Origin of the sequence: Bacteroides cellulosilyticus (assembly GCF_020091405.1) — a bacterium.
Taxonomy (GTDB): Bacteria; Bacteroidota; Bacteroidia; order Bacteroidales; family Bacteroidaceae; genus Bacteroides.
Genome location: NZ_CP081903.1, coordinates 2,259,986 through 2,274,482, shown reverse-complemented (window position 1 = coordinate 2,274,482; position 14,497 = coordinate 2,259,986). Strand labels below are relative to the sequence as shown.

Here is a 14,497-nt window from a genome sequence, read left to right as displayed (position 1 = left end):
TGGCGGGCGGGGCGCATCTGACCCGCCACCATGCAGGCAAGGCAGGTGACCATGTTGACGTATGAACGGGTGGCGGGGGCTTGATAGCCGTTCTCGTCGCTCCAGCATCGGAGGCTGTCCAGCATCTGCAGGGCAAGGTGGGGACGGGTGACGTAGATGCTGTCCATGTAGAAGATGGTGGAGGTGGGTTTCGCAACTGCTTTTTTAGCTTCACCGGCAGAAAGAACAGCCGGAAAAGCTAAAAAAGCAGTGATGAAAAGTAATGTCCGGAATAGTATATGCATTATTACATCCCCCACACCTCAATCATCTTTCCGTTGTACTCACGGCGGTAGTGCCACAGTTTCTCGTCCCACGAGCGACCGGGACGGCGGTCGAAGAGAATGAAGTGCCCTTCGAGGTCGGTGCCGCCGCAATGGTCCATGTAGCGGGTGGTCTGTTCAAGGCCCTTTTCGATGGTGGCTTCCGTGTTGCTGCGCAAGATTTTCAGTTCGAGCACAATGCGCTGCACGGGGCCGCCGTAGTGTTCGGTCAGGGGTTTGGTGATGAGCAGGTCGGTGCGGCCACGGCCGAGACCATATTCGCGGTCGATGTATCCGCCGCCATTCACCACACGTTGCAGAAAGGCCTGCAGCAGTAGTTGCGGGCCACTTTCCTTGTAGTCGAACCGCTCAATCCACGAGTCGGCGTTCTGGCGGAAGAATTGCTGGAAGTCCAGCAATAGTTTCTCCATGTCGATGCTGCCATCGGGGCGGATATACCAGGCGGACTGCTGGATGAGGGTCTGCTGGCGTGCCCAAGTCAGTTCACGGGGAATGATTTCCTTATAGATGGCATTGGCAATGCGCAGGGGGCGGTCGCGAACGATGAGTCCGAGGTCTTCCACATACTGGATGTCGTCGGTTTTGAGGTGTGCCTCCACTTCGCCGTCTTCACCTGCTAATATGGGGGCGATGACGCTGCGCACGCGGTCTTCGCGCAGTTTGTCGATGAGGATGTCGATGTGCGTATCGCGCCGGTAGATGATGCGCTCCTGGGCACGGTATATCATTTCGGGGATGATGCGGACGGTGCGGTCGCGGTTCTCCTTCATTTCCATGGTGACTTCGTAACCTAAAGCATTCACCAGCCAGGGCTGTCCCTCGGTGGCGGTCCATATCAGGGGGAAGCACCCGGGGTCGAATTCCTGACCGGTAGCGGCGGTGTGCTGCATATACAGGTCGTGGATTTCCTCACGGGAGAAGTTGCCAAGGCGGAGGGACGTTGCCTTGATGTTGAAGGCGGAGCCTCCGGTGATGATGTCCTGATTGGAAAGCACGATGCGGTAATCGCGCACGTCGCGCACGCCGCAGAGGATGATGGTTTGCGGGAAGTGCTCGGGACGCTGGTCGTATCCGGCACGTATCTGGCGCAGGACGCTGACGAGCGAATCGCCAATCAGGGCGTCAATCTCGTCAATGAAAAGGATGAGTGGACGGGGCAGGGCTTCGCAAAGGGATTTGAGATAGGCGGTGAGCAGGGAGGCTGCGGGTACCCCCTTGGTCACGATGTCCTGTAGCAAACTCTCCGGCATGTCGTTGCCCAACACAGTGCCCGCACGGCTGGCAATGGCGGCGGTGGTGGCCCGCACCACTTCTTCCACATTGTTTCGTGCCGCCTGTCCCGCTTCCACATTGGCGTATACGGCGATGAACTCGCCGCGGGCGTTCAGATAATCGCGCAGGGCCAGCAGGCAGGAGGTTTTTCCGGTCTGACGGGGGGCATGGAGGACGAAGAACTTCTGTTGATAGATAAGTTGCTCTATCTCTTCGATATTGATGCGGGCGAGAGGGTCTACATTGTAATGTATCTCCGGCTTAATGGGCCCGGCTGTATTGAAAAACTTGGGGTACTGTTTCATGGGGCAATCTGGTTTAATGATGTTTACCGTCAGATATATACACGCAAAGATACGAATTGTTCATGGATATGCAACAGGTGGGAGGGGAGAAAGAGTTACGAAGTGCAAGCGAACCGGAAGAGGCACATATCCGTCATTTCATCAACTCCCGCAGCCGGCAGTCCAGTTCGCGTGCCTGGCGTTCCAGTTCACGGCGGCGACGACGGTTGCGGCGCACGAGCCGGATGACGAAGCATGCCTCCACGCACAGCACCACCAAGAGTGTCGCAGGGAGCAGGATGAGCAGGAGGTCGTTTAGGACGGGGGAGTAATGCATAAGCAGTGGTTATAAGAGTCATAAGGTGACAGGGCAATAAGGCAGGGATGGGGACGGAGTTCACGTCAGCCTGCTGACAAAGCATCCGTCAGCCTCCTGACAAAGTGCCCGTCAGCCTCCTGACGCAAGCCACGTTAGCCCAGCGGATTTTCATCCAGTCCACCGCCGCTTCCGCTACCACCGCCACCGGGGACATCTTCGGCGGGCTGGCCTACCACGAAGTTATCATCCATCGTCACCGTGCGGGGTTCTTTCAGCAGTTGTGCGCCGTTACTGCCCAGTTGCGTACAGAGCTTCACTTGCCATACGGAGCCTTCTTCCGCTCCGGCGGGCATCACGAAGCCTACCTGTGTGGGGGTATTGGGGAAGAGGCGTGCGGCGGGGATGAATACCGGGGTTACGCCCTGCTTGTCCTGGCGGGTGAGCGTGACGCCCGCGTTGGCTTCGGCGGGTCCGCCTACTTTGAGGTTACGGCCTTTCAGGATGCAGGCTTCGCCGGCTGCCACGGGTACGCTGTCGCCACGGGTGGCTGCATCGGGGTGCTGGGCGTCCTGTGCGCTGACCACGGAGAAGAGTTGCGGGCCGGTCTTGGCTTTGTCTATCTCCAGGTCCAGTTCGGCTTCATCGAGGAACTTGCGCATGAGGTCGCTCATGGCGTAGCTGATGCCGAATTTCAACTTCGTACGGTCGGGGGCGGCGTTGAGTTCGCTGTCCAGCAGGGTGCCGCTGACGGTGGCGTGATGGTAGCCCAGCGGGGTGGTGATGCCGAAGCCGTTGGAGAGGTACCATGCACCGAGTTCCAGGATTTCGCGGGCGAGCATTTCCGCTTCGCTCTCGTTCTGGTGGCCGTGCGTGGCGGCTACTTCCTTGGCGAGGTCGGCCAGGGTGAGGGTGCGTTGCGACTTTACGGTGAGGTAGAAGTCGTTCTTAACGTCTTTCGTAAGCAGGTTTTCACGTGCTTTGAGTACGAGCTTGGCTCGTTGTGAGTTCTTTGCCATTGTTACTTTTGATGGTTTAGAGGGTGAATAATTATTCTCGTTGATTGCGGTGTGGCATCCCTTGGGCTGAAAAGCTGCCGTCCGCTTCCCCCCGGGGATGGTTGCACCGATGCAGGGAGGGGGAACGGAGGCGGATATACGGATTGCTGCCCCGGTTATGGGGAGACGGCGACGGTACTCGAATATTTGCTCTCGTCCAGCAGGTCTTCAATATTGGAAGCTGTACCGCTGAAACCGTAGTGCACGCTCCCCCAGGTTTTGCCGCCCAGAGATTTCCATCCGTCAGCACTTGAGGCGTCCATGCTTCCGTAGAGGTAAATGGAAGCAGTAGTTGTAGGTGTGTTATAAAATACTCCGCCCCATCCGGTAGGGCAGGTGATAGCCGAAGTGCCATTTAAAACAATCTTCTTTAGCGCACTGCAACCGCGAAAAGTCGCTGAGCCCAAAGAGACTACATCACTGCCCAGCACGATAGTCTCCAATTTTGTACAACCATCAAAAGCGGCATTGGGGTCATAAAATGAATCATTCCAAGTCATGTTTCCATAGATATAAACACTTGTCAATGCAGTCCCCCCAAATGCAAATTCACTGATGGAAGTCACTGTTGAAGGAATTGTAATGGAGCCTCCCAACGTGGTACAATTCTGAAAGGCAGAATAGCCTATCGTTGTCAAGCCTTCCGCCAGCGTTACCGATGTCAGATTGGTGCAGCCATAAAAAGAATAATCTCCCAAAGACGTCACCCCTTTCGGGATGGTGATATTCGTCAACGGGCAGTTCCTAAAGGCAGAATTGCCTATCGTTGTCAAGCCTTCCGCCAGCGTTACCGATGTCAGATTGGTGCAGCCATAAAAAGAATAATTTCCCAAAGACGTCACCCCTTTCGGGATGGTGATATTCGTCAACGGGCAGTTCCTAAAGGCAGAATAGCCTATCGTTTTCAGGCCTTCCGCCAGCGTTACCGATGCCAGATTGGTGCAGCCATAAAAAGATTTATCTCCCAAAGACGTCACCCCTTTCGGGATGGCGATACTCGTCAACTGCGTACAGCCCTCGAAGGCAGAACTGCCTATCGTTGTCACGCCTTCCGCCAGCGTTACCGATGCCAGATTGGTGCAGCCATAAAAAGATTTATCTCCCAAAGACGTCACCCCTTTCGGGATGGCGATACTCGTCAACTGCGTACAGCCCTCGAAGGCAGAACTGCCTATCGTTGTCACGCCTTCCGTCAGCGTTACCGATGCCAGATTGGTGCAGTTCAAAAAAGAATTCTCTGCCCAAGACGTCACCCCCTCTATCGTCACTTCCCTCAAGAAACCGCAATTATAGAAGCATCCTATGACGATAACCGGCGCTTTCCCGTTCGTCGATTTCCCTATAACCAGCTTGGTCAGATAGCCATTAGAGCTGAAGCTTGCAAGTTTAAGATTTCCCCGCAGGGTGAGGGAGGAGATAGTAATTGGGCCATCAGTAGTTTGGGTGAAGTAGCTCGGGATTTCCACTTCGCTGTCGCCCGTATAGTTGATGGTTAAATCACCGGCGGGTTTCGTCCTGTCATTTACAAACGCAGTCAACGCATTCCAGTCATCCTCATTCATGGCCGCCACGTTTACAATGACTTTCGCATAGATATTAGCTGTCTTGGCCAATTCGATGGCAAGCCCTCCGGCAGAGGTGGTGGTACACGTGTACTCGTTCTCCTCGGCCTTGATGCCGACCGTTACGTCCGTCCATTCTCCTTCCGTCTTCACGCTCAGGGACTGCACATCCATGCGGTCGGTCAGTGCCAGCTTGTAACTGTGGCAGCTGCCGGCGGTGAGGGAGATGGGGGAGGAAGCGAGGTAATGATACTCCTGTCCGCCCAGCGTGATGCCGATTTCGCGCGTATCGGTGGCTCCCGGCAGCGCCACGGCATAGAAGACGGCTTCTGACGGATCGGGCTGATAGAACTTCACTTCACCGGTAGCGCCGCCGCCCTGTTGGCGAGACACGACGCCGGTGCCGGCATCGAAGTGCCCGGCGGTGGGCAGCGTCATGCTGACGGTGGCGGAGGTCAGCGGTGAAGCGCCCGAAGGCAATGTCACTCCCTCGGCCATGGTCAGCTCCACACGTATCTGCGCCATGCGGTGCTCCAGTTGCCAGGGGGAGGCCGAAGTGGAGGGAATGGAGCCGGTGTAGCCCAACCAGAGGCGGTCGTTCAGGGCATAGTTGGTGACGGAGGCGCTGGAGGCAGTGGAGGCTGCGGCGCCCAAGTCGGCGGGCAGGGTGAAGTCTCCCCCGCTGCCACGCATCAGGGTGAGGGTGTTGTGGGTGACGCTCGGCCAGTAGAGTTCAGGGGTGCAAGTCCAGGTGGTGGATGAGCTGTTATAAGTCAGTGTAGCGGTTTTCGGGGTGCCGTTGCCAGAAGATATGGCGGCGTGCAGGGTGCCGTAGTCGGCAAAGTCGCCCGGCAGCGCGGTTCCGCCTGCGGTGCGGGTGGTGATGCGGGTGAAATCGACGGCTTGTTTCTGCGCCGGGGCAGGGTCCTGTTCGTGGTCGCATCCGGTGGCAAGCAGCGGCAAGGCGGCAAGCAGAAGGTATAGAGGGGTGTATCGGGTTGGTTTCATATCGGAGTGCTTTTAGTTAATTGGTCTTCTTGTGATACTTGTAGTTGGTTGCATCGAACTTATCACCGCTGCCTTTGTAGCCCCAGTGCACATTGGCCCAGGAATGTTCCGCCCAGTTGGTGTCGCCGGCAAAGTTCGTCACGTGGTCGCCCGTCTGCCCCAGGGAGGGGTTGTAGAGGAAGAGTTCGGCAGATTTAGGGCCATATTGTGACTGAGGTAACTTTCCCGTAATGGCTATCGAGCCGTCTATGGCTATTTTCTCCAGGTTGCTGCAACCACTGAAAAAGTATGAATATTGACCGGAAGATATTTCGGTAATCTTGGGAGGCAGCTCTATGGAAGTAAGGCCGGTACAACCTTGGAACACGTCATCACTGAACTTCTCGGTCAGCAGCGCATCATCGGCAAAGGTAATTTGGGTCAATTGGGAAGTGTTATAAAAAATGTCTCTTCCCCACTCATCCATCCTGGCACGCACAGTGACACTTTGCAGGTTGCTGCAAGAGGAGAAAGCAGCGATCCCTACCTTCGTGAAATGAGCCGGGATGTCCAATGAGGTAAATCCGCAACCATAAAACGCATTCTCTCCCAACGTCGTCACCGACGAAGGCAGGAAGTCCAAGCTCGACAAGTTGGTGCATTCCCAAAAGGCGGCGCTCTTCACCGCTGTCGATTTCAGCGCATCGTCCTTCAGGATAATCTGCGATAACGGAGTAGCCCTAAAGGCTGATTCCCCCAGCTTCTCCAACGGGCAATGCACGATGGCGGTGGTCAGCCTTGAGTAACCGACAAAAGCGCTGTAGTATCTATCGGTTCCTGATGATGACGGTTGATTAAACGTAGCAGGCACCTCCACCGTGCTGTTACGGGTATAGAGAGCATTATGTCCCAACGCCTCCAAAGATTCGGGCAACACGACGTTGTCAAAAAGATAGTTGTTGAATGCATATCTGGGAACCGCTTTCAGCCAGCGAGGCAGTATGAGGTTCTTGATGCCCGCTCTGGGAGTTCCGCTATAAAAGGGGATATTAGCCGCATTGGGGTTCTGAAACGGGTCGTTACCAAAAGCCGTTTTTTCCACACTTGCATCCTTCATGTCCACCGACACAATCTTGCCCTCGTCTCCAAGTGCTGCAAGGGTTCTCATATCGCTTATATCCAGCTTGCCCGTTATCACAATGCGGGGAGGACAGGTGCCTCCATTGTTCTTTTCATACGCCTCGATAGCCGCTTTCAGGCCGCCTCCCTGATTTCCCGCATCTACCGTGAAGCCGGGCAAGGCCGCTACGGTAAAGTTCAGTTGGTTGCCCACAGCCGCAGTGATGGCGGCCGTGGCCTTATAGAGTTTCGAATTCGTTGTGCCGCCTTCGCCATAACAGAGTATCGTTTCGCCTTGTGCGTAGGCTTGTCCGGGCAGGAGGTATCCTCGAAACACGTTGCCGTCTTTCCAAAGCGATACTTCACGAACCGGGCTGTCGGCATCAGCAGGAACGCTCACGGTGCCATCGGCAGAGAGTGTGCCCCGGGTCTTCATAAGCATGGTGAGGTTTTGGCCGTAAGTGGTCGCATCGTCCTGCATGCTCACCTGCACACGTACCAGCAGGAGTTTCAGAGTCAGTGAGACGCTGGGCACGGGGGTGGTTTTGAGGTCGGCGCTCCGCATATACTCGCTGTAGTAGTCGTACAGGGAACCTATCCATGTCTGGGGCAGTGAGATGGTGGTGCGTCCGCCGGTTTTCTTCTCTTCGTTGCTCAGCGCGGGCGAGTAGGCGATGAAGGTGTGCTGTGAGGTGGCGTCGGCCCAGTAAAGGGGTTTGTCTACGGGTATCCAGTAGCCTTCGGCAGTACAGGTGTAGTCGGCATAGGTGGTGGTGCTTCCGGTGCCGCTTTTACCATTGCCGGTGGGGGTCACGGTCATCCGGACGGTGATGGTGGCGCCGGGTTCGTTGTAATCGGTAGCGGTGCGGGTGGTGGCACGGGTGGCGGCATCGGTGGTCACTTCCGTCACCGTCAGCCCGCCAAAGCAGACGGGCTTGCCTACGAGTTCTTCGGGGGTGGTCGTGGGGGTGTCGTCACCGCCATTGTCCATGCCCGGCAGGTCGTCCGTCCGGCAGGCGTTGAGCAGGGGGAGGCAGGCGGCAAGCAACAGCAGGGCGACAGGGTGCATTGCCGTCAACAGCCTCTTCCGCAAAGCGCTTAATCGTTGTTTCGTTCTCATATCATGGTTCGTTTTTACATTGTTTCCTCTTTCGGTGCGCGCCGGGCATCTGTACGGATGGGGGCGTGCGGAAACGCTGCTTCAACATGAGACCGGAAATAACGGAACCGTCCCGCCGCTTCGCCTTTCCTTGCGGAAAAGGGCGAAACGGCGGGACGGATAAAAGTAAGGGTATTTCTTTGCGGGATTATTTGCTGTGTATGCCACGCACTAAGGCGGAAGGCTCACGGCGGGTATCCCATAATGCTACTATATAGAGGATACTCTTTTTCTCATCAATATAGTATATCAACTTAAAATGCTCGTGTATCACAAGCGAACGATAAGTGAGGCGTCGCGCTTCGAGCAATTGCTCTATATGTCCCATATAAGGATTGGCGGCAAGCAACTCTATCTGATGGTCAATAGCACAGAAAAGGCGTTGCGCCACAATTGTTCCAAACAATCTTTCTCCTTGTATCGTGACAGTCTTCAACTGCCTGTTGGCACTCTTTCTTAAAATTACTTGCATAGCCATGGGCATTCCTTTAGCAAATCAGCCCTTGCCTCCTGCCAGGGTATTCCCGGTATTCCGGCTTCTTCCTCCGCCTCTCCCTCATCTATCCAAGAGTTTATCTCCTCCATCGTGTAAGGCGTAAGGTCTTCCTTTTCTTCCGCCACAGCGGCAGTGTCTTCTACTTTAGCAACACGTGCGAAGTACTTCTTCACCTTCTTCAGCACTTCCAGGTCGTCCGTACTGAGTATCTGCCGCGCCAGTTCGTTGCGGTATGCGTCTAAATCTATTGTTCTCATATCCATAGTCTCCTTTCTTCCTATCACTAAATGCTTTATGATGACAAAGATAACAATACTTATCCGTTATTCCAGCATGTCAAAGAGCGTTTTTTGTTTTGTTAGTTCCGCCCCCGTTGCGAAGCGGGCGGCGCCGGACTTTGACGCAGGACGTCCGGGGCGGAGGGCTATCCTGAAATTGCAAAGAGGATATACCGCTTACAATCAGCAGAAGCGTCTTTAAGGCTTAGACTCGGGAACCACCATATCGGCACCACCGTTGGTACTACCACCGTTGTTCCACTTCTTGATTGTAAAGTTGTTCAGGCTGATGCCGGTCTTGTTGGCCTTTAAAGTAAAAGTATACTCACTGCCGGCTACCGTAGTCAGGTCGCTGGCAGTCCCCAGCTTATAAAGGTAAGTGGTTTCATCAGCCGCTTTCAGCTGTACGAAGTCCTTATCTTTAGTAAAGGAAGTGCCCGGCAGCAAGATGGCATAATAGGTATATTCTTTATCCGTACCACCCGACACAGTACCTTCTACACGATAAGGAGTGATCTCCGCTGTTTTTGTCGGTGATGATGTGGCAGCTATTGTCCCGTCCTTTATTTCGAACGTTCCGTTCAGGGGAGTTTTCCCATTACCACTATCATCCTTATTCACAATCTTCAAGCTGGGAGCCAATGCCGCCAATTCATCTTGCGACAGGTCATCGCCTGCCGTCAGCTTGATGACGATGCGGCTCATCATGTGCTGCAAATTCATGGGCTGCGCACCGGTGGTTGCCAGTACAGCGGTATTCTTTGCCCACAGGTAATCGGCATTCTTATAACCTGCACCCGGCACGTTGGTGGTGCCACTCACCGTTCCTTGTGCATGCTGGTCTGCGGCAACCGTGACGTCTTTTTCCGTCGACGTACCCGTCAAGCTACCGTCGTATGGGTAATAACCATACAGCGTATGCCACTGCGAGGTATTTTGCCAATAGATGTCACCGTCCCAGCCACCGGAAGTTCTAGTAAACTTCACGTTGTTGACGGCCTTACCGGCATTGATTTCGGCACTCACCGCATCATTCTCATTCGGAGCGGCATTCTTGTCCGCAGTTGCCAGATAAATACCGATGGCATCGCCCGCCTCAAAATCTGTAGGGTTCACAATAGCCACACGTGTCTGCGTTGCGTTGCCTACTCCAATTTCCAGACTAATCGGTTTCGTGATGTCCACCACTTCCGGTTCGTCACTGTTGCTGCACGCGCTCAGGGCGAAAGTAGCAGCTACCATGGCCGTAGCCACTAAAATCTTACTTGCTCTCATGTCTTTTAAATGTTTTAATAGTTTATATATTTTATAAATCACCTTATCACCAATACTTAATACTTATTACTTAATACCTATTACTTAATACCTATTTCCATCCCCGCATCCCCTTCACTCTCTCCCCCCTCCTGCCACGGGCCGATGCTTACGGTCATGGATGCTTCCGTGCGGTTCACGGTGACGGTCAGGGTATAGCTCTTCCCGCTTTCGAACACACCGTTCGTGTCCGTCGCTTTCAGGTAATAGGGTTGGGTGCCGATGGTCAGGGCAAGCAGTTTTTCGCCTGCGGCAATGGTTTGCGGCACAAGCAATGCCCGCCGTTTATCCTTGTCGCCCGCCAGCGTGATGTCCTTGCGGGTGTCGCCCGGCTTCAGCGTGATGCCTTCCAGCGTGTAGTCGGCAAGAGCTTGCGGCAGGGTGACGACGGCGGTTTCCACTTCCGGCTGCGTCATACCCGCACCGGCTTTCAGCACCACGTTCAGTTGTGCGGCAAGATGGCGGAAAGTCAGCGAAACGGGAGCCAGGCGCTCTGCGGTGGCACGGGCCGTCAGCAGGTCGGGCATCCGGTTGCCGGAAGGCACATCTGCCGGAGTGTGCAGGGCAAAGAAAGTGGTTTGTTCCTCTTTCAGCACATCCCAGTAAAGCACGGGGGTACTGCCCCAACGGTTATCATCGCCCAGCGTAAAGGCATATCCTGCACCTTCGATGCGCTGCGCCCAAAGGGTGAAAGCATCGCCCGGTTTAAAACCGCTGCCAGCGTCCGGCGTGCTGCCGCCGGAGCCGCCGGTGGTGCCTCCCGCCGCGTCCTTCGTAGTCTTCACTTCCACGAGTGAAGCGTCGGCGGAAGTATGGATGCCGTCCGTCCAAGGCTCGATGGTAGCGGATATGACCGCTTCGTCCGGTTCTTCAGGAGTGCCGCGCAAGGTCAGGGTAAACGTGTTCTGCGTTCCGGCTGCCAGCGTTTGTGTTCCGCTCATGGTGGCGGTATACTCCTTGCCGTCCGCCAGGGTCACCACAAAGCTGACACCCGTAGCAGCGGCACGGGGCAGAACGATGGCTGTGCCGGAAGTACCCGCAGCACTAAGCGGAACAGCAATGTCCTGAGGTGTGGAGGCACCGGAAACACTGCCGTCAGTCAGCAGACAGACGGCTTTTGTGTCCATCCCTTTGATGGTGAGCCGGGCACCGGCCAGCAAGGCGTCTTCTATAGTATCGCTGCCTTTCAATACGAACATAACCTTCACCAGGCAATGGCCGAAAGCCAACGCTACGGAAGGACGGTTGCGATTGTAGCCATCGGCATGGGCCGTCAGCAGGTCGGTGGCCGGCTGGTGGCTGACATCTACGGGCAGATGGAAGTCTTCTGTCAGTGCTCCGGCCGCGTAAGGGTGGTAAGCCAGAAAATCTACCTGTGAGCCGTCTGCAGGGAAATAGGCGGTATTGGCTTCGTCCTCCGGCTGCAATTTGCCCCCGGAACCGGCCGCGACCACGGAGTAGCGGTAGTTAAAGACTGCATTGGAGGTCGTTGTGCTTCCGGCAGCATTCATGCAGAGGCCTATGGCATCGCCTGCCTCCCACTTTCCGTCAGCAACACGCGTCACCGTAATGTCTCCGATGCCTGCCGTCAGGCTGACTGCCACCGGAGCTTCCGGAGCGTCGCCTTCCGCACGCTCTTCACTGCAACCGCCCGCCAACAGGCAGAAAGGCAGTAAGAGGCTTGCAAGGTGTAAATGGTATTTCTTCATATCTATGATTTTATTAAACTTGTAGCTCGTAGCTCGTCACTTGTAGCTCGTCACCCATTCATTTTTCCGTTGCATCCAAGTCACTGTCCGTCCCCGGTTTCCAGTCACCGAGGGTGGCTGATACTCCCGGCTGCCCGGCAATCGTGATCCCGGCATTCAAGGTGAGGTCTTCCACAGAACCGGAAGCGTAATTGTTGAAATCCTGCAAGTAAGAGGACAGGTCCTGTTCCAGCGTTTCCTCTTCACCATTCGTGTAGTGCAGCGTCAGGGTAAGTATTTGCCGTTCGTTAGTATGGACGCCCAGCAGATTGCGGCTGCCGGAAAAGAAGATGCCGTCCTCATCTGCGGCACGCATGCCGGAAGCATCTTCACGCTCCACGGCTATCTCCACGATGCCTGCCCCGTCGCGCGTGGTCGTACGGTCCGTCAGCCGGCGGGCGGAAGCCATACCGCCAAGGCGGGCATTGATGGAAGCTATGCGTCCGTCCGCCTCACGGTCGAGGCGGAAACGGAGCGCCAACTTCCGGGTAAAGGAGAACAATTGGAGAACATATGTATTTTCCTGCTGTGCCACCGGACAGAAGACACCGGCGCCCGCACTGAATTCACCCGGTTCGGAAAGTAATCCTCCGGCATCCGTCGCAAGGCAGAAACATTCGCCATCAAAACGGATGTGGGCGGCATCGTGAGTGGCAACGACTGCATATTCCGCTTCCGGCAATTCCAGACGCACTGTGGCATCGGAGGCTAAACAGAATAAAGTATCGACCGCAATGGCCTCAGCGACGCTCCACACATGCAGTTGCAAGGTGGAGGCTGTCGGAGAGGCGCCCAACCAGTCAACCTTCAGTAACGTAGAGGCGTTGTACAATTCTTCATGTGTGTACAACTCTTTTTTATTGCATCCCGCCAGTGCAGCGATTACGAGCAGGCAGGCAGTATATTTCAGGAAGGTCTTCATAGATTATCTGTTTTTAAGGGAGATACGGTAAACCAGACTGACGTGCAGGTCGGTCAGTCCGAAAAGATTGCGTGTGCGGCTGCTCTGAAACTCATACTTACCGAAACGCTTGTTCCAGAAATAGCGGTCGTAGCGGGTATGGATATATCCCACTCCCAGTCCGGCATCTACCAGCCAGTTGCCGCGCAAAATAAAACGGTAACCCGCAGTGACTCCCGCCAGTAGAGCCTTGCCACGACGTCCGCCATCGGTAAAGAAGTTACTGTCGAACTCTCCGCCACGTATAGAAACACCAATATGGGTACGCCGGAAACCATAGTTGCCGGTTTGCAGCCAGTAGCGGGCTTCGCCACCTACGCTCCAGGTTTGTGTAGCCATCCGGGTATGGGAAAAACCCCACATACCCAAGCTGCCATCGGCAGCCACAGACCACTTCTTACCCATATAAACTTCGGCTCCGAGATTGGGGGCAAGGGTTGCCCATGAGAGAAAATTGGTAGTGAGAGCGAAAGGGGTATCGTTCTTCTCTTGTGCCTGCAGGCCCAACATGAGGAGAAGAAAGGATAGTAGTAAAACGGTGCGTAATGGTTTCATATTTCTTTGCTTTCAAAATGATAAGCAAAGTTCGTAACTTACCGCGAGACTCTACCAAACAAAAGCCCCTGTGAAGGTGTCATTTCACGTTTTGGCAATTGCCATACACGGAATGAGAGCTCCACAGGGGCAGTTTAGTCAACCTATCGGGACTAATGATAGCTATCAAAAGCTACATCCTTAAATGTAAAGTTATGATGTTCGGACGGATGAAAAGACTTGTTCCAGGTGGAATACGTCTTCACGTCAATCTCTTTCGTCTTCCGGTTGAAAGTGACTATACGGAGATAACCTTCACCCCCCAGCTTGCTATCCGTCACACCACGTTGAAAGTTAGCCAGCATCTGATACACCTTATTCCCCCTTTCGCCGGTCGAAACAAGTGTCCCGACTCCGCTCTTCAGGATATGACCGCAGAAGACGGCAATCACATTGCGATATTTGGAGAGCAGCTTCTCCCAGATTCCGGCTCCGTCGTTCACGGTTCGTCCGGGTTCCTGGCCAATGCCGTATGCTTGCGGGCGCCACCAGTCTTTCCCGTCGAGCAAGGTGCTGTCACTATATAAATAAGCGTGCGTATTCAGTATCACATACTTATCAGGATTCATGCTCACCACGGAATCCGCCCACATCAGCGCCTCATCAGGCGGACCGAACTCCATATTCAGCACCAACCAGTCCGCCCCACCCGATTTAAAAGTTATGTAATAGTTATCCAAAGTCTTACCATCGGCACTTGCTCCCCAGTACTTTCTCTGTTGCCAGGACGAAAGGGGGAAGTACTTATTGGCAACCGTCGTATTATGCACATCCGAGAACTTGCCCGGCTTGCTGCCGATGTCATGGTTCCCCCATACCACAGAATAAGGTATCCCCGCCTTTTCCACACGGGCAAAGGACTTCTGCATATACGACCATTCGGTCGGCGAGTTACCCTGCGTCAGGTCGCCCACCTGGAAAACGGCGTCTATCTTCTTGCGGTTAGCCACCAGCCAGTCTATCTGCGAGTCGAAAACCTCCGGACACTGTTCCAGATAGGTTTGCGTATCGGGCAACACCACAAAA

12 protein-coding genes and 1 pseudogene are annotated in these 14,497 nt (G+C 54.8%); 1 reads left to right on the top strand and 12 read right to left on the bottom strand.

The window, feature by feature from the left end; translation table 11 throughout:
• Positions 1-286: 286 nt before the first annotated feature.
• From K6V21_RS07845 to K6V21_RS07815, 7 genes are all read right to left on the bottom strand, one after another.
• The gene (locus K6V21_RS07845; RefSeq protein ID WP_224321438.1) at positions 287-1,900 is read right to left on the bottom strand and encodes an AAA family ATPase; all 1,614 of its coding nucleotides are present in this window, start codon (positions 1,898-1,900) and stop codon (positions 287-289) included.
• 188 nt (positions 1,901-2,088) lie between these two features.
• The gene (locus tag K6V21_RS07840; protein WP_224321437.1) at positions 2,089-2,238 is read right to left on the bottom strand and encodes a hypothetical protein; all 150 of its coding nucleotides are present in this window, start codon (positions 2,236-2,238) and stop codon (positions 2,089-2,091) included.
• Positions 2,239-2,350: 112 nt separating this feature from the next.
• Positions 2,351-3,214 (bottom strand): DUF4469 domain-containing protein, encoded by an 864-nt coding sequence (locus tag K6V21_RS07835; protein WP_224321436.1) that lies wholly within the window; start codon positions 3,212-3,214, stop codon positions 2,351-2,353.
• Between the two features lie 155 nt (positions 3,215-3,369).
• Positions 3,370-5,823, bottom strand: coding sequence for a leucine-rich repeat protein (locus K6V21_RS07830; protein ID WP_224321435.1), 2,454 nt, complete (start codon positions 5,821-5,823; stop codon positions 3,370-3,372).
• Positions 5,824-5,839: 16 nt separating this feature from the next.
• A complete protein-coding gene (locus K6V21_RS07825) occupies positions 5,840-7,912 on the bottom strand; it encodes a leucine-rich repeat protein (protein WP_224322013.1) in 2,073 nt (690 codons plus the stop codon).
• 316 nt (positions 7,913-8,228) lie between these two features.
• The gene (locus K6V21_RS07820; protein ID WP_224321434.1) at positions 8,229-8,558 is read right to left on the bottom strand and encodes a type II toxin-antitoxin system RelE/ParE family toxin; all 330 of its coding nucleotides are present in this window, start codon (positions 8,556-8,558) and stop codon (positions 8,229-8,231) included.
• Entirely contained in the window at positions 8,543-8,833 is a 291-nt protein-coding gene (locus tag K6V21_RS07815) for a hypothetical protein (protein WP_224321433.1), read from the bottom strand. The genes K6V21_RS07820 and K6V21_RS07815 overlap by 16 nt, the downstream gene beginning before the upstream one ends.
• 37 nt (positions 8,834-8,870) lie before the next feature.
• Between K6V21_RS07815 and K6V21_RS07810 the strand changes: the two genes are divergently transcribed.
• Positions 8,871-9,056: a hypothetical protein gene (locus K6V21_RS07810; RefSeq protein WP_224321432.1), complete on the top strand. Its 186-nt coding sequence runs from the start codon at positions 8,871-8,873 to the stop codon at positions 9,054-9,056.
• On the opposite strand, the gene K6V21_RS07805 is transcribed toward K6V21_RS07810, so the two are convergent.
• The 5 genes and pseudogenes from K6V21_RS07805 to K6V21_RS07785 all read right to left on the bottom strand — a co-directional run.
• Complete coding sequence (locus K6V21_RS07805; RefSeq protein WP_224321431.1) at positions 9,053-10,129, bottom strand: fimbrillin family protein; 1,077 nt, start codon at positions 10,127-10,129, stop codon at positions 9,053-9,055. The two genes, K6V21_RS07810 and K6V21_RS07805, sit on opposite strands and share 4 nt — an antisense overlap.
• Positions 10,130-10,209: 80 nt before the next feature.
• On the bottom strand, positions 10,210-11,877 hold the full coding sequence (locus tag K6V21_RS07800) for a fimbrillin family protein (protein WP_224321430.1): 1,668 nt from the start codon (positions 11,875-11,877) through the stop codon (positions 10,210-10,212).
• Between the two features lie 58 nt (positions 11,878-11,935).
• A complete protein-coding gene (locus K6V21_RS07795) occupies positions 11,936-12,838 on the bottom strand; it encodes a hypothetical protein (RefSeq protein ID WP_224321429.1) in 903 nt (300 codons plus the stop codon).
• A 3-nt stretch (positions 12,839-12,841) separates the two neighbouring features.
• Positions 12,842-13,432 (bottom strand): DUF3575 domain-containing protein, encoded by a 591-nt coding sequence (locus K6V21_RS07790; protein WP_224321428.1) that lies wholly within the window; start codon positions 13,430-13,432, stop codon positions 12,842-12,844.
• Positions 13,433-13,584: 152 nt separating this feature from the next.
• A pseudogene (locus K6V21_RS07785) lies at positions 13,585-14,487 on the bottom strand (metallophosphoesterase); the annotation flags it as partial.
• Positions 14,488-14,497: the final 10 nt, after the last annotated feature.

Coding starts and splice junctions, on each gene's coding strand:
- K6V21_RS07845 (WP_224321438.1), bottom strand. CDS start 1,900: ATGAAACAGTACCCCAAGTTTTTCAATACAGCCGGGCCCATTAAGCCG.
- K6V21_RS07840 (WP_224321437.1), bottom strand. CDS start 2,238: ATGACTCTTATAACCACTGCTTATGCATTACTCCCCCGTCCTAAACGA.
- K6V21_RS07835 (WP_224321436.1), bottom strand. CDS start 3,214: ATGGCAAAGAACTCACAACGAGCCAAGCTCGTACTCAAAGCACGTGAA.
- K6V21_RS07830 (WP_224321435.1), bottom strand. CDS start 5,823: ATGAAACCAACCCGATACACCCCTCTATACCTTCTGCTTGCCGCCTTG.
- K6V21_RS07825 (WP_224322013.1), bottom strand. CDS start 7,912: ATGGACAATGGCGGTGACGACACCCCCACGACCACCCCCGAAGAACTC.
- K6V21_RS07820 (WP_224321434.1), bottom strand. CDS start 8,558: ATGGCTATGCAAGTAATTTTAAGAAAGAGTGCCAACAGGCAGTTGAAG.
- K6V21_RS07815 (WP_224321433.1), bottom strand. CDS start 8,833: ATGAGAACAATAGATTTAGACGCATACCGCAACGAACTGGCGCGGCAG.
- K6V21_RS07810 (WP_224321432.1), top strand. CDS start 8,871: ATGATGACAAAGATAACAATACTTATCCGTTATTCCAGCATGTCAAAG.
- K6V21_RS07805 (WP_224321431.1), bottom strand. CDS start 10,129: ATGAGAGCAAGTAAGATTTTAGTGGCTACGGCCATGGTAGCTGCTACT.
- K6V21_RS07800 (WP_224321430.1), bottom strand. CDS start 11,877: ATGAAGAAATACCATTTACACCTTGCAAGCCTCTTACTGCCTTTCTGC.
- K6V21_RS07795 (WP_224321429.1), bottom strand. CDS start 12,838: ATGAAGACCTTCCTGAAATATACTGCCTGCCTGCTCGTAATCGCTGCA.
- K6V21_RS07790 (WP_224321428.1), bottom strand. CDS start 13,432: ATGAAACCATTACGCACCGTTTTACTACTATCCTTTCTTCTCCTCATG.